This is a genomic window from Streptomyces sp. NPDC048481 (genome assembly GCF_043200075.1).
GTDB lineage: Bacteria > Actinomycetota > Actinomycetes > Streptomycetales > Streptomycetaceae > Streptomyces.
The window spans coordinates 535,213-556,319 of sequence record NZ_JBICXC010000003.1; the positions used below are offsets into that span (position 1 = coordinate 535,213).

At 68.2% G+C, this 21,107-nt stretch carries 17 protein-coding genes; 8 read left to right on the top strand and 9 right to left on the bottom strand.

Annotation, left to right across the window (positions count from 1 at the left end):
• Window positions 1-44: 44 nt before the first annotated feature.
• Entirely contained in the window at window positions 45-2,441 is a 2,397-nt protein-coding gene (locus ACGFSH_RS13095; protein ID WP_393347776.1) for a DUF6049 family protein, read from the bottom strand.
• 257 nt (window positions 2,442-2,698) lie between these two features.
• Here ACGFSH_RS13095 and ACGFSH_RS13100 point away from each other — a divergent pair, with 257 nt between their 5' ends.
• Window positions 2,699-4,165 carry a CCA tRNA nucleotidyltransferase gene (locus ACGFSH_RS13100; protein ID WP_393347778.1) on the top strand — a complete coding sequence of 489 codons (1,467 nt, stop codon included), beginning with the start codon at window positions 2,699-2,701 and terminating at the stop codon, window positions 4,163-4,165.
• Window positions 4,166-4,273: 108 nt separating this feature from the next.
• Here ACGFSH_RS13100 and ACGFSH_RS13105 read toward each other — a convergent pair whose 3' ends face one another.
• From ACGFSH_RS13105 to ACGFSH_RS13120, 4 genes are all read right to left on the bottom strand, one after another.
• Entirely contained in the window at window positions 4,274-4,789 is a 516-nt protein-coding gene (locus ACGFSH_RS13105) for a hypothetical protein (RefSeq protein WP_393347780.1), read from the bottom strand.
• Between the two features lie 109 nt (window positions 4,790-4,898).
• The gene (locus tag ACGFSH_RS13110) at window positions 4,899-6,173 is read right to left on the bottom strand and encodes an MFS transporter (RefSeq protein ID WP_393347782.1); all 1,275 of its coding nucleotides are present in this window, start codon (window positions 6,171-6,173) and stop codon (window positions 4,899-4,901) included.
• Between the two features lie 94 nt (window positions 6,174-6,267).
• Window positions 6,268-7,350: an inositol-3-phosphate synthase gene (locus ACGFSH_RS13115; protein WP_393347784.1), complete on the bottom strand. Its 1,083-nt coding sequence runs from the start codon at window positions 7,348-7,350 to the stop codon at window positions 6,268-6,270.
• A gap of 44 nt (window positions 7,351-7,394) precedes the next feature.
• Entirely contained in the window at window positions 7,395-8,078 is a 684-nt protein-coding gene (locus ACGFSH_RS13120; RefSeq protein ID WP_393347786.1) for a helix-turn-helix transcriptional regulator, read from the bottom strand.
• Window positions 8,079-8,431: 353 nt separating this feature from the next.
• Here ACGFSH_RS13120 and ACGFSH_RS13125 point away from each other — a divergent pair, with 353 nt between their 5' ends.
• Both ACGFSH_RS13125 and ACGFSH_RS13130 read left to right on the top strand, forming a co-directional pair.
• Entirely contained in the window at window positions 8,432-11,119 is a 2,688-nt protein-coding gene (locus ACGFSH_RS13125) for a transglycosylase domain-containing protein (RefSeq protein WP_393347788.1), read from the top strand.
• A gap of 131 nt (window positions 11,120-11,250) precedes the next feature.
• Window positions 11,251-12,750: a glycosyltransferase family 87 protein gene (locus ACGFSH_RS13130; protein WP_393347789.1), complete on the top strand. Its 1,500-nt coding sequence runs from the start codon at window positions 11,251-11,253 to the stop codon at window positions 12,748-12,750.
• A gap of 106 nt (window positions 12,751-12,856) precedes the next feature.
• Here the strand turns inward: ACGFSH_RS13130 and ACGFSH_RS13135 are convergent, their stop codons facing one another.
• The 3 genes from ACGFSH_RS13135 to ACGFSH_RS13145 form a co-directional block, all read right to left on the bottom strand.
• The gene (locus ACGFSH_RS13135) at window positions 12,857-13,888 is read right to left on the bottom strand and encodes an alanine racemase (protein ID WP_190148210.1); all 1,032 of its coding nucleotides are present in this window, start codon (window positions 13,886-13,888) and stop codon (window positions 12,857-12,859) included.
• Between the two features lie 77 nt (window positions 13,889-13,965).
• Window positions 13,966-15,087, bottom strand: coding sequence for a peptidoglycan bridge formation glycyltransferase FemX (femX, locus tag ACGFSH_RS13140; RefSeq protein ID WP_393347792.1), 1,122 nt, complete (start codon window positions 15,085-15,087; stop codon window positions 13,966-13,968).
• A gap of 211 nt (window positions 15,088-15,298) precedes the next feature.
• Window positions 15,299-15,610 carry a hypothetical protein gene (locus ACGFSH_RS13145; RefSeq protein ID WP_393347794.1) on the bottom strand — a complete coding sequence of 104 codons (312 nt, stop codon included), beginning with the start codon at window positions 15,608-15,610 and terminating at the stop codon, window positions 15,299-15,301.
• 285 nt (window positions 15,611-15,895) lie between these two features.
• Here ACGFSH_RS13145 and rpsF point away from each other — a divergent pair, with 285 nt between their 5' ends.
• From rpsF to rplI, 4 genes are all read left to right on the top strand, one after another.
• Window positions 15,896-16,186: a 30S ribosomal protein S6 gene (gene rpsF, locus ACGFSH_RS13150; protein ID WP_006604399.1), complete on the top strand. Its 291-nt coding sequence runs from the start codon at window positions 15,896-15,898 to the stop codon at window positions 16,184-16,186.
• Window positions 16,187-16,264: 78 nt separating this feature from the next.
• Window positions 16,265-16,873 carry a single-stranded DNA-binding protein gene (locus ACGFSH_RS13155; RefSeq protein WP_393347796.1) on the top strand — a complete coding sequence of 203 codons (609 nt, stop codon included), beginning with the start codon at window positions 16,265-16,267 and terminating at the stop codon, window positions 16,871-16,873.
• A gap of 81 nt (window positions 16,874-16,954) precedes the next feature.
• Window positions 16,955-17,191, top strand: coding sequence for a 30S ribosomal protein S18 (rpsR, locus tag ACGFSH_RS13160; protein ID WP_020130672.1), 237 nt, complete (start codon window positions 16,955-16,957; stop codon window positions 17,189-17,191).
• A gap of 18 nt (window positions 17,192-17,209) precedes the next feature.
• Window positions 17,210-17,656, top strand: a complete 447-nt coding sequence (rplI, locus tag ACGFSH_RS13165; protein ID WP_057609128.1) for a 50S ribosomal protein L9 — start codon at window positions 17,210-17,212, stop codon at window positions 17,654-17,656.
• Window positions 17,657-17,776: 120 nt separating this feature from the next.
• Here the strand turns inward: rplI and ACGFSH_RS13170 are convergent, their stop codons facing one another.
• Window positions 17,777-19,114 (bottom strand): MATE family efflux transporter, encoded by a 1,338-nt coding sequence (locus ACGFSH_RS13170; RefSeq protein ID WP_393347798.1) that lies wholly within the window; start codon window positions 19,112-19,114, stop codon window positions 17,777-17,779.
• A 459-nt stretch (window positions 19,115-19,573) separates the two neighbouring features.
• On the opposite strand from ACGFSH_RS13170, the gene dnaB reads away from it, so the two are divergent.
• Window positions 19,574-21,052, top strand: coding sequence for a replicative DNA helicase (gene dnaB / locus ACGFSH_RS13175; RefSeq protein ID WP_393347800.1), 1,479 nt, complete (start codon window positions 19,574-19,576; stop codon window positions 21,050-21,052).
• Window positions 21,053-21,107: the final 55 nt, after the last annotated feature.

Consider the following 21,107-nt stretch of genomic DNA (forward strand, 5'->3'; position numbering starts at 1 on the left):
GGCTACCCCACCTCATCGTCCCGGGCCCACCGGCCACGACATCCTCAACGGTCCACTCTCTCACCCGTGCCGGACGGGTCTGCGCTTTCCGCTTCGGTGTCCGGGCTCTCGTCACTCGGCTGCTCATCGTCGTCTGCCCCGGCCTGACCGCCGGACTCTTCAGTGTGACGGTCCTGGGGGGCCGCGGGATCCTGCGGGTCGTCCGCGGGCCCGTCGCCCTCCTGGGGACCGTCCTCGTCGGCTTCCGCTGCCTCGCGGGCGGCGGCGCGCTTGCGCTGGGTGTACATGCGGAAGCCGGCCAGCACCAGGAGCAGGACGCCGCCGCCGATGACCAGCATCACCGTGGCGGTGATCTCGGTGACCTTCACGTCGAAGGTGACCGGCGCCCCGTACTCCTGTCCGTCCTCGGTGTACAGCTGGGCGATCACCGTCGTCTGGCCGTTGACCTTGGCGGACGTGCTGAACTTCACCGTCGTCGTATGGCCGCCGGACACCGTGATCCGCTGCTCCGCGTACGGCTCGCCGGAGATCTCCAGGCGCGTCTGGTTGGTGGAGGTGAGCCTCAGGACCAGGTGGTCCACTCCCTGCACCAGGTTGTTCTGCACGGTCACCGGGATCGTGGCGCTGCGCCCGGAGAGCTTGGTCTCCGACTTGTCGATCAGCTTGACCTGGCCGGTCAACGTGTCGAGATAGGCCCGCACGCCCTCCCGGAACGCGCTCGCCGCGGCGCCGCGGCCCCGCCAGGAGGTGGACATCTCCCGGTTCAGCGCCCGTCCGAAGGGGGTCACGACCCTTGCCTCGTTGGCGAGGATCACCTTGAAGTTGTCCAGCTTGTCCTGGGTGTCCGCCATCTCCTCGAACGCCGACCGGGGCAGCTCCCGCTTGCGCAGCGACGCCGGGTACGCGGCCCTGGACGGCACCTTCGTGCTGGCGGCCGGGTCGGGCTTGGCCTTGGCGGCCGCCGTGAGCTGCTGGGGCTGCGACCACGTGCCGCCCTGGAGGCGGGTGACGGCCTCGGCGAGCGCGCGGGCCTGGTCCGCGGTCGGCATGCGCTGGGGGGCGACCACGATGCTGCGCTGCTTGTCCGTCTGGAGGTTCAGCTCCAGGCTCTGTGCGAGGAACTCCTGCACGGCGAGCGTGGACGCCGATGCTGTCGTGAGATCGCCGTCGAAGATCGTGGACAGCCACGAGTCGGCGACCACGGCGGTGGTGCCGCCGCCGATGGGGCGGGCCGCGGACGGGGTGTAGGAGAGGTCGCCGGTCTCGGCGAGGCTGTCGCTGCGGGCGATGACCTTGTCGGCGCCGGCGGAGGTGGCGACCTTGACGATCGACGGGTCGACGGCGCCCTCCACCGGCCAGGCGAAGTCGGTGCTCGGGGTGACGTGGAGCACGGTCTGCACCGTGGTGGCGGCGACGTCCGTGGCTTCCTTGAGCTGGCTCAGGGAGCCGGCGACGCCCGTGCCGTTGTGTGCGAGCGAGGCAAGATCGGGGTCGGCGAAGGGCAGCGCGACGACTTCTTTGCCCGTGACCGCGCTCTGCAGCTCGTCGAGCCACTGCTTGGCGACCGCCTGCTGGGTGCCGGCCGTCGTGGTGTCGCCGGCGCCGCGGATGCGATAGCTGCCGGTCATGGCGTCGACGGACGCCAGCAGGTCGGGGTCGATCACCCACGTGACGTCGAGCTGCTTGCCCAGGGTCAGCATCTGGGCCAGGCGGCCGCCGGGGGCGATCTCCTTGGCCAGGTCCTCGTTGAGGAAGACGGGGGTCTGCTGTGCGTTCGAGCCGGTCTCCGCCGTCATGTGGACGGTGGACATCAGCGGCCACAGCACGGTTGTGGGCGTGCGCGTGTCCGCCTCGCCGTCCTGCCACGGGAGGAAGGTGCGCTGGACGCCCAGGACCCGGTCCCACGGCTGCGCGGACGTCTCGCCGGAGAGGGAGACCCCCAGCGGGTAGACCCCGTCCTTGCCGAGGTCGAGCTTGTCGACCGGGACGGAGATGCTGAAGGGCTGGGCCACGCCGGGCTTGAGCTTGGCGAACTTGGCGACGTACTTGCCGCCGACCGTGACGCCGTCGTCGGAGGAGAGGGAGTCCGCCCGCTTGGCGGCCCTGTCGATCGCCGAGCGGGTGGCGAGCGCCTGGCCCACCTGGAGGTCCACGTGGGCGGCCGTGACGGTGTGCTTGCCGTTGTTGGTGACCGTACCCGAGACGGTCAGGGTCTCCCCGTCGGCCGGGGCGCTGGGGCTGAGCAAGTCGACGGCGACGGCCACGGTGTCCGTGTCGGCGGCCTCCCTGACACCGGCCTGTTCAGCGGCCTGCGCGGTGACGGCGGGCAGCTGGAGGAGACCGGCCAGCAGGGGCGCCCCGGCGAGCAGTGCGCCGGTGCGCCGCAGCCACCGGCGGGCAGGTGAGGGAGTCATCCCCGGAAAGTCTGCCGCCTCGGCCACGCGCTCGCCCGTCCCTCGTCGTCGTCAGTGGTCGTCGGAATGTGCGTCCACGCATCGTAACGATGCGCGCTGAGAGGAAGTGCCGCGGACCGCTCCACGAGATCGCCGGCGGCGGTCGACTCGTCTGCTATGTGCAGGTATAAGAAGCAGCGGTTTCCAGGTGCTCGAAAACACGCACTGCCGCCCTGACGGCAGGGCCGTCCGGCGTCGCTCATAGGGGCGGCTCCGGTTGGCGCGGCCACGTACCCTCTTTTGTTGTGCCGAACGCCAACGAAGACAATCTCAGTGCCCTCAGCCAGGTGCAGCACCGCGCGGTGAGCGAACTGCTGCGGGTCGCCCCTGTCGCCGACGACCTCGCCCGCCGCTTCCAGGAGGCCGGCTTCTCCCTTGCCCTGGTCGGCGGCTCGGTGCGGGACGCGCTGCTCGGCCGGCTCGGCAATGACCTGGACTTCACGACGGACGCCCGGCCCGAGGACGTCCTGAAGATCGTCCGGCCGTGGGCGGACTCCGTGTGGGAGGTGGGGATCGCCTTCGGCACGGTCGGTGTCCAGAAGGAGGCCCGGGTCGGGGACGTCGACCGGTCCTTCCAGATCGAGGTCACCACCTACCGCTCGGAGGCGTACGACCGCACCTCGCGCAAGCCCGAGGTCTCCTACGGCGACAGCATCGAGCAGGATCTCGTGCGGCGGGACTTCACGGTGAACGCCATGGCGGTGGCCCTGCCGGAGAAGGAGTTCATCGACCCGCACGGGGGCCTCGAAGACCTGGCGGCACGTGTGCTGCGTACCCCGGGCACCCCGGAGGAGTCCTTCTCGGACGACCCGCTGCGCATGATGCGTGCCGCCCGCTTCGCCGCCCAGCTCGACTTCGAGGTCGCCGCGGACGTCGTCACGGCCATGAAGGAGATGTCCGACCGCATCGAGATCGTGTCGGCCGAGCGGGTCCGGGACGAGCTGAACAAGCTGATCCTCTCCGCGCACCCGCGCAAGGGACTCTCGCTGCTGGTCGACACCGGCATCGCCGAGCGGGTGCTGCCCGAGCTGCCCGCGCTGCGGCTGGAGAGCGACGAGCACCACCGGCACAAGGACGTCTACGAGCACACCCTGATCGTTCTCGAGCAGGCCATCGCCCTGGAAGAAGAAGGGCCCGACCTCGTCCTGCGGCTCGCCGCCCTGCTGCACGACATCGGCAAGCCCCGCACCCGCCGCTTCGAGAAGGACGGCCGCGTCTCCTTCCACCACCACGAAGTGGTGGGCGCGAAGATGACGAAGAAGCGGATGACGGCGCTGAAGTACTCCAACGAGCTGGTGAAGGACGTCTCCCGTCTGGTCGAACTCCACCTGCGCTTCCACGGGTACGGCACGGGCGAGTGGACGGACTCCGCTGTGCGCCGCTATGTACGGGACGCGGGGCCGCTGCTCGAACGGCTCCACAAGCTGACGCGCTCGGACTGCACGACGCGCAACAAGCGCAAGGCGGCCACCCTCTCCCGCGCTTACGACGGCCTGGAGGAGCGCATCTCCCAGCTGAAGGAGCGGGAGGAGCTGGACGCGATCCGTCCCGACCTTGACGGCAACCAGATCATGGAGATCCTGGGCGTCGGCCCCGGCCCCGCCATCGGCAAGGCCTACAAGCATCTACTGGAACTCCGGCTGGAGAACGGCCCGATGGAGTACGACGCAGCGGTGTCGGCCCTCAAGGAGTGGTGGACCGACCAGGACTGAGGCTGCCCGGGCCATGTTTCACGTGAAACATGGCCCTCCGGGTGCGGCGGGCAGACATGCGCAGGGACGGTGTTTCACGTGAAACACCGCCCCTGTCGTGCTTGCGCCCTACTTCTTGTAGTCCTTCAGGCAGAGCAGGAAGTTCTCGCCGTCACCGCTCTCGGTGTACGAGTACTGGAAGTCCTTGGCCTCTGCCTGGCACTTGGTGTCAGCCGTGATGCGCGAGTACGTGCCCTTGACTTTGGCCAGCACGATGTACTGCGCCTGCGACGAGTCGCACTTGACGACCTCGAGGTCAGGGTTGTTGTTGTCGCTGTTGCCACGGTGCATGCAGTCGCCGACAGCCGCCGTGTTGGCGTCGTCCTGGCTGGATATGTACGCGCCGATGGCCGCGCCGACGACGGCCAGCACGATGACGATGTTCTTGACCAGCTTGAAGCTGACCTTGCGGCGGGGCTGCTCCGGCGGGACCGCGCCGTAAGGGGCGGCCGGGTAGCCGGGCTGACCGGGCTGCTGGGGGTAGCCGCCCTGCGGCGGGTACGGAGCCTGACCCTGGGGCTGGCCGTAGGGCTGCTGGCCCGGCTGCGCGAACGGGTTCTGGCCCTGGGGCGGCGGAGTCGACACTTGGGGGTCCCCCTAGAAAACTGGACGTGGCGCGAAATCACTCGCGAAGTAAGACGCACGTAAGTTACCGGGCCCCACTGACAACCTTGTAGCCGAGAGGGCGTCTGTGTCATTGATGTGACACTCGCCCGCGCGCAAAGCGGGCCATAGCGCCAGCAACCGCTCCGTAGATAACGGCGACCGTGACCACCAGCGCAGGTGAGCGTCCGTCAGCGGGCAGCATCAGGGCGGCGACAGCGGCAGCGCTGACGAAGGCGACGTTGAACAGGACGTCGTAGAGAGAGAAGATCCGGCCGCGGAAGCCGTCTGCCACACGGGCCTGGACGACGGTGTCGGTGGAGATCTTCGCGCCCTGGGTGACCAGCCCCAGCACGAACGCGGCGACGAACGTGGGGAGCTGGGCGAACGGAAGCATCAGGGCGAGTTCCAGTACGGCGGTGACCGCCGCGCAGGCGGCGATCCAGCCGAGGGCACCGAGCCTGTCCGTCATCCACGGGGTCACCACCGCGGCGACGAAGAAGCCGGCGCCGGAGATCCCCACCGCCAGTCCCAGAAGGGCCAGTCCGTCGTCCGGGCCGGACGACCAGGCGTACCGGCACAGCATCAGCAGCATGACGGTCAGGGCGCCGTAGCAGAACCGCATCAGCGAGATCGCGGCGAGCGCCCAGGCGGCCTCCGCGCGCCGGGGTTCGGCGAGGTGACGTACACCGGCCGAAAGGCCGCGAACGGTGCCCCGCAGAGCGGCGGCCAGCCGCAGTTTGCCGGGACAGTCGTCGGGACCGAGCAGATCCACGGCCATCGACAGGGAGACCAGCGCGGCGCACAGGTACAGCGCGCACGCCAGCAGCACCACCGCCGCGTCGGTGTCCGCGACCGCCAGCCGGACGACGAAGGCGAGACCGCCGCCCGCGACCGCCGCCAGCGTTCCGGCCGTCGGCGAAAGCGAGTTGGCCATCACCAGGCGTTCGCCGTCGACGACGCGCGGCAGAGCGGCCGACAGTCCGGCGAGGACGAAACGGTTGACCGCGGTCACACAGAGCGCCGAGGCGTAGAAGAGCTGGTCGGGAACCTGGCTCACCATCAGAACGGCCGTCATCGACGCCAGCAGGGCCCGCAGCAGGTTGCCGTGCAGGAGCACCTGCCGACGACGCCAACGGTCCAGCAGGACGCCCGCGAAGGGGCCGACCAGCGAGTAGGGCAGCAGCAGGACCGCCATGGCCGAGGCGATCGCGGTGGCCGAGGTCTGCTTCTCCGGCGAGAACACGACGTACGTGGCGAGCGCCACCTGATAGACGCCGTCCGCGCACTGGGAGAGCAGCCGTACGGCGAGCAGTCGCCGGAAGTTCCTCAGGCTCAGCAGAACACGCAGATCACGGGCGGCCATGGGCACAGCCTCACATACGGGGAGGGTCCCCGGGTCATGGACCCGGGGACCCTTCTCAGCCCTGGCAGGAGCGAATTTTCCGTACGGGGTCGGGTTAGCGCTCGACCTCGCCGCGGATGAACTTCTCGACGTTGGCGTAGGCCTCGTCGTCGAAGTACTGCACCGGCGGGGACTTCATGAAGTAGCTCGACGCCGACAGGATCGGGCCGCCGATGCCGCGGTCCTTGGCGATCTTCGCGGCGCGCAGGGCGTCGATGATGACACCCGCGGAGTTCGGGGAGTCCCAGACCTCGAGCTTGTACTCCAGGTTCAGCGGGACGTCACCGAAGGCGCGGCCCTCGAGGCGGACGTACGCCCACTTGCGGTCGTCCAGCCAGGCCACGTAGTCCGACGGACCGATGTGGACGTTCTTGTCGCCCAGGTCGCGGTCGGGGATCTGCGAGGTGACGGCCTGCGTCTTCGAGATCTTCTTGGACTCGAGGCGGTCGCGCTCCAGCATGTTCTTGAAGTCCATGTTGCCGCCGACGTTGAGCTGCATGGTGCGCTCGAGACGGACACCGCGGTCCTCGAACAGCTTCGCCATCACGCGGTGCGTGATGGTGGCGCCGACCTGGGACTTGATGTCGTCGCCGACGATCGGGACGCCCGCCTCGGTGAACTTGTCCGCCCACTCCTTGGTGCCGGCGATGAAGACCGGAAGGGCGTTGACGAACGCGACCTTGGCGTCGATGGCGGCCTGGGCGTAGAACTTCGCCGCGTTCTCGGAGCCGACGGGCAGGTAGCAGACGAGGACGTCGACCTGCTTGTCCTTGAGGACCTTCACCACGTCGACCGGGGTCTCCGCGGACTCCTCGATGGTCTCGCGGTAGTACTTGCCGAGACCGTCGAGGGTGTGACCGCGCTGGACCGTGACGCCCTTGTTCGGGACGTCGCAGATCTTGATGGTGTTGTTCTCGCTGGCACCGATGGCGTCCGAGAGGTCGAGGCCGACCTTCTTCGCGTCGACGTCGAAGGCGGCGACGAACTCGACGTCACCGACGTGGTAGTCCCCGAACTGCACGTGCATCAGGCCCGGGACCTTGGTCGCCGGGTCGGCGTCCTTGTAGTACTCGACGCCCTGCACCAGCGACGCCGCGCAGTTGCCCACGCCGACGATGGCTACGCGAACCGAACCCATTCCGGTTGCTCCCTGTGTGTACGAGTGAGGCCCTGAATGGGCTCTCACGTGGCGGTTTCGTCGGGCGAATCCGCCCCGGGGGTGTCCCCGGGGCGGGGCAGGCCGCCCGTCGATCCAGATGTGTTGTGCTGCTGAGCGGACCCCCCGGACGGTGGACCCTTCCGGTCCCGTCCGGCCCGCTCGCTCTCGATGAGCTCGTTCAGCCAGCGCACTTCGCGCTCCACGGACTCCATTCCGTGGCGCTGGAGCTCAAGCGTGTAGTCGTCGAGGCGCTCCCGTGTGCGCGCCAGGGAGGCACGCATCTTCTCCAGACGCTCCTCCAGCCGGCTGCGCCGGCCCTCCAGCACGCGCATGCGGACATCGCGCGACGTCTGGCCGAAGAAGGCGAAACGAGCGGCGAAGGTCTCGTCCTCGTACGCGTCGGGCCCCGTCTGGGAGAGGAGCTCCTCGAAGTGCTCCTTGCCCTCCGCCGTCAACCTGTAGACGATCTTGGCGCGTCGCCCTGCGAGTGGAGCTGCGAGGGCGTCCTCGGGGGTGCTCCCCGACTCTTCGATCAACCAGCCGTTGGCGACCAGCGTCTTGAGGCAGGGGTAGAGCGTGCCGTAGCTGAACGCACGGAACACGCCCAATGACGTATTGAGTCGTTTGCGCAGCTCATAGCCGTGCATCGGTGACTCGCGCAGCAGGCCGAGGACGGCGAACTCAAGGATCCCGGAACGCCGGCTCATCGTCGCCTCCTCCCGCCTTTATGCCGCGCTGATGTATCGACTCGATACATCTAGACGATAGAACGGCCTTCCGGATGCGACAAGAGGGGGGATGGTGAACGGGATCACATCACTGATTCGTTGCAGGCGAGTTGCCTGATTTGGGGTGAACTTCGGGGCTAGGCGGGTTTTGGCGGTGCGTAGTCTGTGCGCCATGCACACCACCGGGACCCATGAGACGCCGGGGGGCGTCGAGGTCCTCGGTGCCGTACGGGTGAATGCGCGAGCGACCGCATCCGTACATCGGGGGGACAGGAAACCAGCCGCCTTTTCCAGGCGCGCACGGATGCGCCTGCCCGAGGAGTAATCGTTCGATGAGCGAGCACCGTCGCAAACCGCCGCAGCCGCAGGGAGGCGGACGTGCCGCGGCCCGACGCGGCCAGTCCGGTGCGTCCTCCGGCCGCCGCGCGGCACCGCGAGGCGCCACCGGATCTCCTGCCGACTACGGGCTGGGCCACGGGTCCGCAAGCGAGGAGCAGCCGACCGGCAGCCGCGCCGACGCCCGACGCGCGTCCCAGAGGAACGCGAGTGGCGGCCGGCGCAGAGCAGCCGAGGCCGCGGCGGCCCGCCGCGGCGGGCAGAACGGCCCCGGACGCGGCAGAGGGCGCTCGGCGCCCGACCGCAAGCGTCTGATCGACTACCCGCGTGCCGACAGGTACGGCTGGCAGCGCTGGATGCCCTCGTGGAAGCTCGTCGCGGGTCTGTTCGTCGGCTTCGTCGGCAGTCTGGTGGCCGTCGCGGGCATCGGATACGCCATGGTCGGCATCCCGGACATCGCCAAGACCGCCACGGCGCAGAACAACGTCTACTACTGGAAGGACGGCAGCCAGATGGTTGCCACCGGTGGTGAGACGAACAGGCAGAACATCGACCTCTCGCAGATCCCGGAGGAGATGCGCTGGGCGGTGATCTCGCAGGAGAACAAGACCTTCTACGACGACAGCGGCATCGACCCCAAGGGCATCGCGCGCGCCGTGTTCAACATGGCCCGGGGCGGACAGACGCAGGGTGGGTCGACGATCACCCAGCAGTACGTCAAGAACGCCATGCTGAACGACCAGTCGCAGACGATCTCCCGCAAGTTCAAGGAGATCTTCGTGTCCATAAAGGTGGGCGCGGAGGTCGACAAGGACCAGATCATGGCCGGCTACCTGAACTCCGCGTACTACGGGCGCAACGCCTACGGGATCCAGGCCGCCTCGCGCGCCTACTTCAACAAGGACGCGATCAAGCTCAACCCGGGTGAGTGCGCGTTCCTGGCCGCCATGCTGAAGGGCGCCACGTACTACGACCCGGCGGGCGCGACGTCCGTCGACTCGGTCGGCGCCACGCCCGCCGCCAACAGCAAGCGGGCCTTGCGCCAGATGCAGGACACCCTCGACAAGATGGTCGAGTACGGCCACCTCGACGCGTCGGTGCGGGCGAAGTACACCACGCTCCCCAAGTGGCAGAACCCCCGGTCGAACACCGACCTGAAGGGCCAGATCGGCTACCTCGTCGACCTCGCCAACGGCTACCTGGTGACCCACAGCAAGGAGACCGGGGTCACCCAGGACAAGCTGCAGCAGGGCGGCTTCTCGATCTACACGACCTTCGACAAGAACAAGGTCAACCAGCTGCAGGCGTCGGTCAAGAAGGTCCAGGACGCCAACATCAAGCCGGAACAGCGCCCCGGGACGGACACGCACGTCCAGTTCGGCGGAGCCTCCGTGGAGCCGGCCACCGGCGCGATCCGGGCCATCTACGGCGGTGAGGACGCCACCAAGCACTTCACCGACAACGCCGACCAGACCGGCGCCCAGGTCGGTTCGACGTTCAAGCCGTTCGTGCTGGCGGCGGCGATGACCTGGGGCGTGCGCGACCCGGACCTGGGGTCCTCGCAGGCGCAGGACGAGCGCACCATCGTCTCGCCGAAGAGCCTGTTCAGCGGACAGAACAAGCTCAAGATCAGGAACTACGACGACACGGTCTGGAAGAACGAGAAGGGCGAGGAGTGGCTCCAGACCAATGACGGCAACGTCTCGCTGGGAAACCCGCCCGATTACAAGATCGACCTGCGCGAGGCGATGCGCGAGTCCGTGAACTCCGCGTTCGTGCAGCTCGGCATGGACGTCGGTCTGGACAAGGTGAAGGACTCCGCCGTCAAGGCGGGCCTGAAGGAGTCCAGCCTGACCAACAGCGGCTTCCCGTCGTTCTCGATCGGCATCTCCGACCCGAGCGCGATCCGGATGGCCGGTGCCTACGCCACCTTTGCCGCCAGCGGCAAGCAGCGCGATCCGTACTCCGTGGAGAAGGTCACGAGCGAGAAGGGCCAGATCTTCACGCACAAGACGCAGACGCAGCAGGCGTTCACCGACAAGGTCGCCGACAACGTGACCGACGTGCTGAAGACCGTGGTCGACAAGGGCACCGGTACCAACGCTCAGCTGCCGGGTCGTGAGGTGGCGGGCAAGACCGGTACGACCGACGGCAACAAGTCGGCCTGGTTCGTGGGCTACACCCCCCAGCTGTCGACGGCGGTCTCGATGTTCCGCTACGACGACGACGAGTCCAAGAAGGGCCGTACGTTCCTGAAGATGTTCGGAACCGGTGGCCAGAAGAAGATTCACGGCGCCTCGTTCCCGGCGCAGATCTGGCACGACTACATGCTCGAAGCGCTGAAGGGCACGCCGGCGAAGGATTTCCCGGAGCCCCAGCCCATCGGTGAGGTCGTCAACGCGGAACCGTCGCCGACCCCGACTCCCTCGGCCACCGAGACCGAGGAGGAGGAGACGTCGCCCTCCCCGACGCCGACCAGGTCGGCGATCGAGCCTTCGCCGTCCGCGACGGAGACGTGCCGCAGGTTCTTCGGGTGTGAGAACGACGGTGGGACGAGCAACGGCAACAGCAATGGCAACGGCAACGGGGGCCCGGGCGACACGAGCCCCTCGCCGAGCACGTCGGAGTCTCCAGGGGACGACAGAGGCGCGACAGGCGGCTTCTTCGGAGGCCCTGGCGGCTGACCGTGCTGCCGCCCGGCTTGCGTGTTTCACGTGAAACATGCGCATGTTTCACGTGAAACGAGGGCCGCTCCACCGCATCAGGTGGGGCGGCCCTCGGCGTTTTACTGGCTCTGTACGGCAGGATGGCGCTCATGCCCAGTGCAGAATCCTCGTCGGCGCGCGTGCACGTGCCGGATCCGGTAAGGCCGACCAGCGACGACCCGGTGGCCGCCGCCGGCAGTGAGCTGATCGGCGGCCCCGTCGGCCGGCGGGCCCTGCTGGGGACGTCCTGGTGGACTCCCGTACGGATCGTCGCGCTCGTGGCGATCGGGATGTTCGCCCTCGGGCTGATCCAGAAGGCGCCCTGCTACAACGGAGGCTGGTTCTTCGGCGCCACCTCCCAGTACACCCACGCCTGCTATTCGGACATTCCGCACCTCTACCAGGGGCGTGGTTTCGCCGACGGGCTCGTGCCGTACTTCGACAAGCTCCCCGGTGACATGGACTACCTGGAGTACCCGGTGCTCACCGGTGTGTTCATGGAGGTGGCCAGCTGGCTGACGCCGGGCGGGGGGAGCATCCAGGACCAGGAGCAGTGGTACTGGATCGTCAACGCGGGGATGCTGATGGCCTGCGCGGCCGTCATCGCCGTCTGCGTGACCCGGACGCACGCCCGGCGCCCCTGGGACGGTCTGCTGGTCGCCCTGGCCCCTGCCTTCGCGCTCACCGCCACCATCAACTGGGACCTCCTGGCGGTCGCCCTCACGGCCGCCGCGATGCTCATGTGGTCCCGGGGTCGGTCCCTGGCCTTCGGAGTCCTGCTTGGGCTGGCGACGGCCGCCAAGCTCTATCCCGTCTTCCTCCTCGGCCCCCTGCTCGTGCTGTGCTGGCGCGCGGGCAAGTGGCGGGACTTCGGCAAGGCGCTGGGCGGCGCGGTCGTTTCCTGGCTGGTGGTGAACGTGCCGGTCATGTACTTCGCCCCTGAGGGCTGGTTGAAGTTCTATCGGTTCAGCAAGGAGCGAGGCGTCGACTTCGGCTCCTTCTGGCTGATCCTGGCCCAGAACTCCAGCGACCCGCTCACCACCCACAGCGTCAACACGCTCGCCATGCTCCTCGTGGCCCTGTGCGCCGTCGGTATCGCGGCCCTGGCGCTCACCGCCCCCCGCCGCCCCCGCTTCGCCCAGCTGGCCTTCCTGATCGTGGCGGCCTTCATCGTCACCAACAAGGTCTACTCGCCGCAGTACGTCCTGTGGCTGGTGCCGCTGGCGGTGCTGGCCCGGCCCAAGTGGCGGGACTTCCTGATCTGGCAGGCCTGCGAGGTCGCCTACTTCCTCGGCATCTGGATGTACCTCGCGTACACGATGAGCGGAGACGCCCACAAGGGACTGCCGACCGACGGCTACCACTGGGTCATCGGCGTGCACCTGCTGGGGACGCTCTACCTGTGCGGGGTCGTCGTCCGCGACATCCTCATGCCGGAACGGGACGTCGTACGGCGAGCCGGCGAGGACGACCCCTCGGGCGGTGTGCTCGACGGGGCGGAGGACGTCTTCGTGCTCGGCGCCGCGGCGCACCCGCCCCGCCACGCCTCCCACTTCGACGGGCCCCAGGTGGAGTGGGGCAAACAGGACGCCATCGACAGTTCGCCGTGAGCGAACAGTCCCTTCGGTCGGCTCGTCCGGCGACGGACACGCAGGAGGCCGTACGCGTGATCCGCGTACGGCCTCTTCGCTGCGTCCTCGCTGCGCCCCGGGACGCTCAGCGATCCACGATCCGGTCGAACTGCGTGGTGGTGTGCCGCAGATGGGCCACCAGCTCGTCACCGACGTGCGGCTCGGGTGCGTCCGAGGGCACGAACAGGATCGACACCTGCATGTGCGGCGGCTCGGCGAACCAGCGCTGCTTGCCGCCCCACACGAACGGCGACAGGTTCCGGTTCACGGTGGCGAGCCCGGCCCGGGCGACGCCCTTGGCGCGGGGCATGACCCCGTGCAGGGCCTTCGGAGCCTCCAGGCCCACCCCGTGCGACGTACCGCCCGCCACGACCACCAGGAAGCCGTCCGAGGCGGCCTTCTGCTGGCGGTAGCCGAACCGGTCGCCCTTGGTGACCTTGGTGACGTCCAGGACCGCGCCGCGGTACTCCGTGGCCTCGTGGTCCCCCAGCCACAGCCGCGTGCCGATGCGGGCGCGGAAGCGCGTCTGCGGGAACTGCTGTTGCAGCCGCGCGAGTTCGTCGGCCTTGAGGTGGCTGACGAACATCGTGTGCAGCGGCAGCCGGGCCGCGCGCAGCCGGTCCATCCAGCCGATGACCTCCTCGACGGCGTCGGAGCCGTCGGTGCGGTCCAGCGGCAGGTGGATGGCGAATCCCTCCAGCCGCACGTTCTCGATGGCGGAGTGCAGCTGCGGCAGATCCTGCTCGCTGATCCCGTGCCGCTTCATCGACGACATCACCTCGATGACCACCCGCGCGCCCACGAGGCCGTACACGCCGTCCACCGACGACACCGAGCGCACGACCCGGTCGGGCAGCGGGACGGGCTCCTCGCCGCGCCGGTAGGGCGTCAGCACGAGCAGGTCGCCGCCGAAGAAGTCCTTGATGCGCGCGGCCTCGTACGTCGTGCCGACGGCGAGGACGTCCGAGCCCAGCCGGGTGGCCTCCTCCGCCAGCCGGTCGTGTCCGAAGCCGTAGCCGTTGCCCTTGCAGACCGGGACCAGCCCCGGGAACTGCTCCTGCACGTGCTTGTGGTGCGCCCGCCAGCGCGCGGTGTCGACGTAGAGCGTGAGCGCCATGGCCGGACCCGGGACCTTTCTCGTGGCTGCCGTGTGGGGGAGGTGCGTCGGAGGTTGTGGAATCAGTGCACGTGACGTCAGCGGCGCGACATGTAGATGTCGAGCGCCTTGTGGAGCAGCTTGTTCAGCGGGAAGTCCCACTCGCCGAGGTACTCCGCGGCCTGACCGCCCGTGCCGACCTTGAACTGGATCAGGCCGAAGAGGTGGTCGGTCTCGTCCAGCGAGTCGGAGATGCCGCGCAGGTCGTAGACGGTGGCGCCCAGGGCGTAGGCGTCGCGCAGCATGCGCCACTGCATCGCGTTCGAGGGACGGAACTCGCGGCCGATGTTGTCGGACGCGCCGTACGAGTACCAGACGTGGCCGCCCACGATCAGCATGGTGGCCGCCGACAGGTTCACGCCGTTGTGGCGGGCGAAGTACAGCCGCATCCGGTTGGGGTCCTCGGTGTTGAGGGCCGTCCACATCCGCTGGAAGTACGACAGGGGCCGCGGCCGGAAGTGGTCGCGTACAGCCGTGATCTCGTACAACCGCTGCCATTCCTCGAGGTCGTGGTAGCCGCCCTGGACCACCTCGACGCCGGCCTTCTCGGCCTTCTTGATGTTGCGTCGCCACAACTGGTTGAAGTTCTTGTGGACCTCTTCCAGCGAGCGGTTCGCCAGCGGCACCTGGTAGACGTAGCGCGGCTGGACGTCCCCGAAGCCGGCGCCGCCGTCCTCACCCTGCTGCCAGCCCATGCGGCGCAGCTTGTCGGCCACCTCGAAGGCGCGCGGCTCGATGAAGTCGGCCTCGATGTCGCGCAGTCGCTTCACATCGGGGTTCTGGATGCCCGCCTTGATGGACGTGGCCTCCCAGCGGCGGATGATCACCGGCGGGCCCATCTTCACCGAGAAGGCGCCCTGCTGCTTCAGGTGCGCCAGCATCGGTTCCAGCCACTCGGTCAGGTTCGGCGCGTACCAGTTGATGACCGGGCCCTCGGGCAGATAGGCCAGGTAGCGCTTGATCTTGGGCAGTTGGCGGTAGAGGACCAGACCCGCGCCGACCAGTTCACCGGTTCGTTCGTCGAACCAGCCGAGGTTCTCCGAACGCCACTCGGCCTTGACGTCGGCCCAGGCCGGAACCTGCATGTGGCTCGCCGACGGCAGGCTCTGGATGTATGCCAGATGCTGCTCGCGGCTGATCGTCCTCAGGGTCAGGCTCATTCGGGGCGCTCCTCGGGCTGGGGTGTCCCCATGGGTAGGGGCTCCGGCTCTCGCGCCGAAGCCTACTGCGCCGTGCGAGCGGCCTCACTGGGCGTACGCCACCTGCGCCCCGGCCCTCGTGCGGCCGGGGCGTTGCGTGTGGGTCCACGGGGGTCCTACGCGTCCTTCGGCGAGGACGCGTCCGCCCGTGCCGGGTCCGGCGCCGGTGAGGTCACCAGACTCCGCCGAAGAGACCGCCGTGCGCCATGCCGAGGAAGAAACCGACGCCCGCGGCGCCGAGACCGAGGATGAGGCCGAAACGCTCGCGTGTGGTCTCGGAGACCCACTGCCCGTAGGCGCCGGTCAGGATCCCCACGAGCCCGGCCCAGGAGCTGAGCAGATGCAGGCTGTGGAAGAACGACGTGATCAGGGCCGTCACACCCAGTACCAGCGTCACCGCGAGCAGGGTGTCCTGGAGGGGATGGGGCTTGCCGTCGGTGGCGAAGAGGGAACCGGCGGTGTTCGGTCGCAATGTCTGTGCCATGGGGCACCTCCTGCGGAAGCGGCGCATCGTAGCGCCATACACACCCGACGTGTACAGATTGAGGGCCAACCACGCCGGATTTCAACCGGAAGCGCGTGTGCAGGTAGTCTGTACCCTCTGCACCGGTGTCTGCCCAGCCAGAGCCAGGGAGTCCACCCAGCTCAGACCGGGGAAGTCGCCTGTCGACCCCCATTGTCAGTGGCGGCCGATACCGTTGCGTACGCATCACAACCCTCCTGCCACGGATCGACCGTGGCCGCTGAGTCCAAAGGAGGTGGGTTCCACATGCGTCACTACGAAGTGATGGTCATCCTCGACCCCGATCTCGAAGAGCGCGCTGTCTCTCCGCTGATCGAGAACTTCCTCTCCGTCGTCCGTGAGGGCAACGGGAAGGTGGAGAAGGTCGACACCTGGGGCCGTCGTCGTCTCTCGTACGAGATCAAGAAGAAGCCCGAGGGCATCTACTCGGTCATCGACCTGCAGGCCGAGCCTGCGGTCGTCAAGGAGCTCGACCGCCAGATGAACCTGAACGAGTCGGTCCTCCGGACCAAGGTCCTCCGTCCCGAGACTCACTGAGCTCACGAGCTCAGCCGATCTCGGGATTCTGAGTAGCAGCACTAGCAGCCAGCAGCAAACCCGCCGAGAGGTTCCCCCATGGCAGGCGAGACCGTCATCACGGTCGTCGGCAATCTTGTCGACGACCCCGAGCTGCGCTTCACCCCCTCCGGTGCGGCGGTCGCGAAGTTCCGTGTCGCGTCCACTCCCCGCACCTTCGACCGCCAGACGAACGAGTGGAAGGACGGCGAGAGCCTGTTCCTGACCTGCTCGGTCTGGCGTCAGGCGGCGGAGAACGTCGCGGAGTCGCTCCAGCGAGGCATGCGCGTCATCGTGCAGGGCCGGCTGAAGCAGCGGTCCTACGAGGACCGTGAGGGCGTCAAGCGCACGGTCTACGAGCTGGACGTCGAGGAAGTCGGCGCCAGCCTTCGCAGTGCCACGGCCAAGGTCACCAAGGCCTCCGGCCGCGGTGGCCAGGGCGGCCAGGGTGGTTTCGGCGGCGGTGGCGGCGGCCAGGCCGGCGGCGGCTGGGGTGGGAACTCCGGCGGCGGCCAGCAGGGCGGCGGCGCTCCCGCCGACGACCCGTGGGCGACCGGCGCTCCCGCCGGTGGCAACCAGGGCGGCGGCGGTGGCGGTGGCTGGGGTGGAAACTCCGGCGGCAGCAGCAGCGGCAGCGGCGGCGGCTACTCGGACGAACCCCCCTTCTAGGCCCAGGGGTCCGGCTGTCCGGGCCTGGTCGGGTCGAAGGCGGGTCGTATCCCAACTTCTTGATCACACAGGAGAAACACCATGGCGAAGCCGCCTGTGCGCAAGCCTAAGAAGAAGGTCTGCGCATTCTGCAAGGACAAGGTCACGTACGTGGACTACAAGGACACGAACATGCTGCGGAAGTTCATTTCCGACCGCGGCAAGATCCGTGCCCGCCGCGTGACCGGCAACTGCACGCAGCACCAGCGTGACGTCGCCACGGCCGTGAAGAACAGCCGTGAGATGGCGCTGCTGCCCTACACCGCCCAGGCGCGATAAGGGAAGGGTGACCGACAAATGAAGATCATCCTCACCCACGAGGTCTCCGGCCTCGGTGCCGCGGGCGACGTCGTCGACGTCAAGGACGGCTACGCTCGCAACTACCTGATCCCGCGGAACTTCGCGATCCGCTGGACCAAGGGCGGCGAGAAGGACGTCGAGCAGATTCGTCGCGCTCGCAAGATCCACGAGATCCAGACCATCGAGCAGGCCAACGCTGTGAAGGCCCAGCTCGAGGGCGTCAAGGTCCGCCTGGCCGTTCGCTCCGGCGACGCCGGTCGTCTCTTCGGTTCCGTCACCCCGGCCGACGTCGCTTCGGCGATCAAGGCTTCCGGTGGCCCCGAGGTCGACAAGCGCCGCATCGAGCTCGGCTCGCCGATCAAGACCCTGGGCGCCCACGAGACGTCCGTGCGTCTGCACCCCGAGGTGGCCGCCAAGGTCAGCATCGAGGTTGTCGCGGCCTGATCGCCGCGTTCGGCTCGACGAGCCGAGAAGGGGCCGCACCCACCGGGTGCGGCCCCTTCCGCTTGCCGTGTTTCACGTGAAACGCCGGACCTGAGGTGTCGTCCGTTTCACGTGAAACGGTCAGCGTGCCGCGCCGGTGACAATCCACCGGCCGGAACGGACACGCAGCCAGAGCGTCAGCATCCGCACGACCATCATCAGTGTCATCGCCCCCCATACCGCAGTGAGACCGCCGCCCAGGACTGGTACCAACAGCGCCGCCGGAGCGAAGACAGCCAGGGTGAAGACCATCGCCCAGGCCAGATACGGTCCGTCGCCCGCTCCCATCAGGACACCGTCCAGGACGAAGACGACGCCGCACACGGGCTGCGAGAGAGCCACGACGAGAAGTGCCGGCAGCGCCGCATGCTTCACGGCGGGGTCACCGGTGAACAACGGCAGGAACAGCGGCCGGGCGATCACCACCAGGAGGCCGAGGAGAACCCCTACGGCGATCCCCCACTCGACCATCCGGCGGCAGACGTTGCGGGCGCCCTGGGCGTCGTCGGCACCGAGGTAACGGCCGATGATGGCCTGGCCCGCGATGGCGATGGCGTCCAGCGCGAATGCGAGCAGACTCCACAGGCCCAGAGCGATCTGATGGGCCGCGATGTCGTCGTCCCCCAGGCGGGCGGCCACCGCGGTGGCGATCAGCAGGATTGCCCGCAGAGAGAGCGTGCGCACCAGCAGGGGCGCACCTGCCTGGGCGGAGCCCTTGATGCCCGCGGCGTCGGGGCGCAGCGACGCGCCATGACGGCGAGCTCCTCGTACGACGACTACGAGATAGACCAGGGCCATGCCCCACTGAGCGATGACGGTGCCCCAGGCGGAACCGGCGATGCCCAGGCCTGCGCCGTAGACGAGGGCGGCGTTCAAGCCGGCGTTGGCGATGAACCCCGCGACGGCGACGAAGAGCGGCGTCCTCGTGTCCTGGAGACCGCGCAGCACACCGGTCGCGGCCAGCACGACGAGCATGGCCGGAATGCCGAGTGCCGAGATGCGCAGATAGGTGCTCGCGTAGGGCGCCGCCGTGTCGGACGCGCCGAAAAGGTGCACCAGTGCCGACGCGGTGGGCAGTACGGCTGCGATGACCACGGCGCCGAGCAGGAGCGCCAGCCAGATGCCGTCCATGCCCTGCCGAATCGCCGCAGGGAGGTCACCGGCCCCTACCCGGCGTGCGACCGCTGCGGTGGTTGCGTAGGCGAGGAAGACGAAGACGCTGACGGCTGTCGTGAGGAGAGCGGCGGCGACGCCGAGGCCGGCCAGTTGGGCGGTTCCGAGGTGCCCCACGATGGCGCTGTCGGCCATGACGAACAGCGGCTCGGCGACGAGTGCGCCGAAGGCCGGGACGGCCAGTGCGACGATCTCTCGATCGTGCTGTCGCCGGGCGGCCCTGGGGGGCGCGGGAGCCTGTGTCATGAGCACCAATCTAATCGTCCACAGGTAAGAGATGCAATTGCCCTGTGACCCTTACTGATGTGTGGTCGGCGCACACGCTCGCGCTTCGTTCGAAGAGATCTTGGCCCGATAGGGCAACTTTTTCTTCTGCACAGCCGGTGGATGAGGAAACCGCAGGTCAGAGCTGTTCGGCAAGAAAAGTAGAGGGCTTGTTCACAGCACTGTCCACCGGCTCGTGCACAGGTTTCGCCGAGTTGTCCACAGCATCGGGGCCGTCGTCCACATGCCCTGTGGATAACCAGATTGGCTGAAGGTGCCCGCGGGCCTACCGTGGTCCGGCGCCCGCTCCGTCCGTCGGCCGAAGAAACCCGCACAAATACGACGCGCCACAAACGGAGTTGGGCCTCTCAATTGTCAGTGTCGTGCCGTAGAAAAGAGGCACGGCGAGGTCCGCTCGGCGGACGGGAGGAGGTGGCTCGGTTGAGCATTTCCGAGCCCTTGGACGATCCGTGGGCCGACAGCGGCCCCAGTGATCGTCTCCCTGCTTCCCGCCGACGTGGTGACGTCGGCCGCGGCCGGGACGATCAGCATGACCGTGGTCGCGACAGCGGTGAGTGGGAGGGCGGCGGAACCACCTTCGAACGGGTGCCACCGCAGGACCTCGACGCCGAACAGTCGGTTCTGGGCGGCATGCTCCTGTCCAAGGACGCCATCGCCGACGTGGTCGAGGTGCTCAAGGGCCACGACTTCTACAAACCCGCGCACGAGACGATCTATCAGGCGATTCTCGACGTCTATGCCAAGGGCGAGCCGGCCGACCCGATCACGATCGCCGCAGAGCTCACCAAGCGCGGCGAGATCAACAAGGTCGGTGGCGCCTCCTATCTGCACACCCTCGTGCAGACGGTGCCCACCGCCGCCAACGCCGAGTACTACGCCGAGATCGTCCATGAGCGGGCCGTCCTGCGTCGCCTGGTGGAGGCCGGCACCCGCATCACGCAGATGGGATATGCCGGCGACGACGACGTCGACGAGATCGTCAACCGGGCCCAGGCCGAGATCTACGCGGTCACCGAACAGCGCACCAGCGAGGACTACCTTCCGCTCGGCGACATCATGGAGGGCGCCCTCGACGAGATCGAGGCGATCGGCTCGCGCAGCGGCGAGATGACGGGCGTGCCCACCGGCTTCACCGACCTCGACTCGCTCACCAACGGACTGCATCCGGGGCAGATGATCGTCATCGCGGCCCGTCCCGCCATGGGCAAGTCCACCCTGGCGCTGGACTTCGCGCGCGCGGCGTCGATCAAGCACAACCTGCCGAGCGTCATCTTCTCCCTGGAAATGGGGCGCAACGAGATCGCGATGCGTCTGCTGTCCGCGGAGGCCCGGGTCGCCCTGCACCACATGCGCTCGGGAACGATGACGGACGAGGACTGGACGCGTCTGGCGCGCCGGATGCCCGAGGTGTCCTCCGCGCCGCTCTACATCGACGACTCCCCGAACCTGTCGATGATGGAGATCCGCGCGAAGTGCCGCCGCCTGAAACAGCGCAACGACATCAAGCTCGTGATCATCGACTACCTCCAGCTGATGCAGGCCGGCGGCTCCAAGCGCTCCGAGAGCCGTCAGCAGGAGGTCTCGGACATGTCCCGTAACCTCAAGCTGCTGGCCAAGGAGCTCGAGGTGCCGGTGATCGCTCTCTCGCAGCTGAACCGTGGTCCCGAACAGCGCACGGACAAGAAGCCGATGGTGTCCGACCTGCGTGAGTCCGGCTCCATCGAGCAGGACGCGGACATGGTCATCCTGCTGCACCGCGAGGACGCCTACGAGAAGGAGTCCCCGCGCGCGGGCGAGGCGGACATCATCGTGGGCAAGCACCGTAACGGCCCCACGGCCACGATCACCGTCGCCTTCCAGGGCCACTACTCGCGCTTCGTCGACATGGCGCAGACCTGACGCGCGGTCGTGTGACGCCCGCGTACCGGACCGGGCGCCGCCCCGCTCGATGTGT

Bases quoted from the DNA above. Each gene is read 5' to 3' on its own strand.
- ACGFSH_RS13110 (WP_393347782.1), bottom strand. From the start codon at position 6,173: ATGGCCGCCCGTGATCTGCGTGTTCTGCTGAGCCTGAGGAACTTCCGG.
- ACGFSH_RS13170 (WP_393347798.1), bottom strand. From the start codon at position 19,114: ATGACACAGGCTCCCGCGCCCCCCAGGGCCGCCCGGCGACAGCACGAT.
- rpsF (WP_006604399.1), top strand. From the start codon at position 15,896: ATGCGTCACTACGAAGTGATGGTCATCCTCGACCCCGATCTCGAAGAG.
- ACGFSH_RS13125 (WP_393347788.1), top strand. From the start codon at position 8,432: ATGAGCGAGCACCGTCGCAAACCGCCGCAGCCGCAGGGAGGCGGACGT.
- ACGFSH_RS13130 (WP_393347789.1), top strand. From the start codon at position 11,251: ATGCCCAGTGCAGAATCCTCGTCGGCGCGCGTGCACGTGCCGGATCCG.
- rpsR (WP_020130672.1), top strand. From the start codon at position 16,955: ATGGCGAAGCCGCCTGTGCGCAAGCCTAAGAAGAAGGTCTGCGCATTC.
- ACGFSH_RS13155 (WP_393347796.1), top strand. From the start codon at position 16,265: ATGGCAGGCGAGACCGTCATCACGGTCGTCGGCAATCTTGTCGACGAC.
- femX (WP_393347792.1), bottom strand. From the start codon at position 15,087: ATGAGCCTGACCCTGAGGACGATCAGCCGCGAGCAGCATCTGGCATAC.
- ACGFSH_RS13145 (WP_393347794.1), bottom strand. From the start codon at position 15,610: ATGGCACAGACATTGCGACCGAACACCGCCGGTTCCCTCTTCGCCACC.
- ACGFSH_RS13115 (WP_393347784.1), bottom strand. From the start codon at position 7,350: ATGGGTTCGGTTCGCGTAGCCATCGTCGGCGTGGGCAACTGCGCGGCG.
- rplI (WP_057609128.1), top strand. From the start codon at position 17,210: ATGAAGATCATCCTCACCCACGAGGTCTCCGGCCTCGGTGCCGCGGGC.
- ACGFSH_RS13135 (WP_190148210.1), bottom strand. From the start codon at position 13,888: ATGGCGCTCACGCTCTACGTCGACACCGCGCGCTGGCGGGCGCACCAC.
- ACGFSH_RS13120 (WP_393347786.1), bottom strand. From the start codon at position 8,078: ATGAGCCGGCGTTCCGGGATCCTTGAGTTCGCCGTCCTCGGCCTGCTG.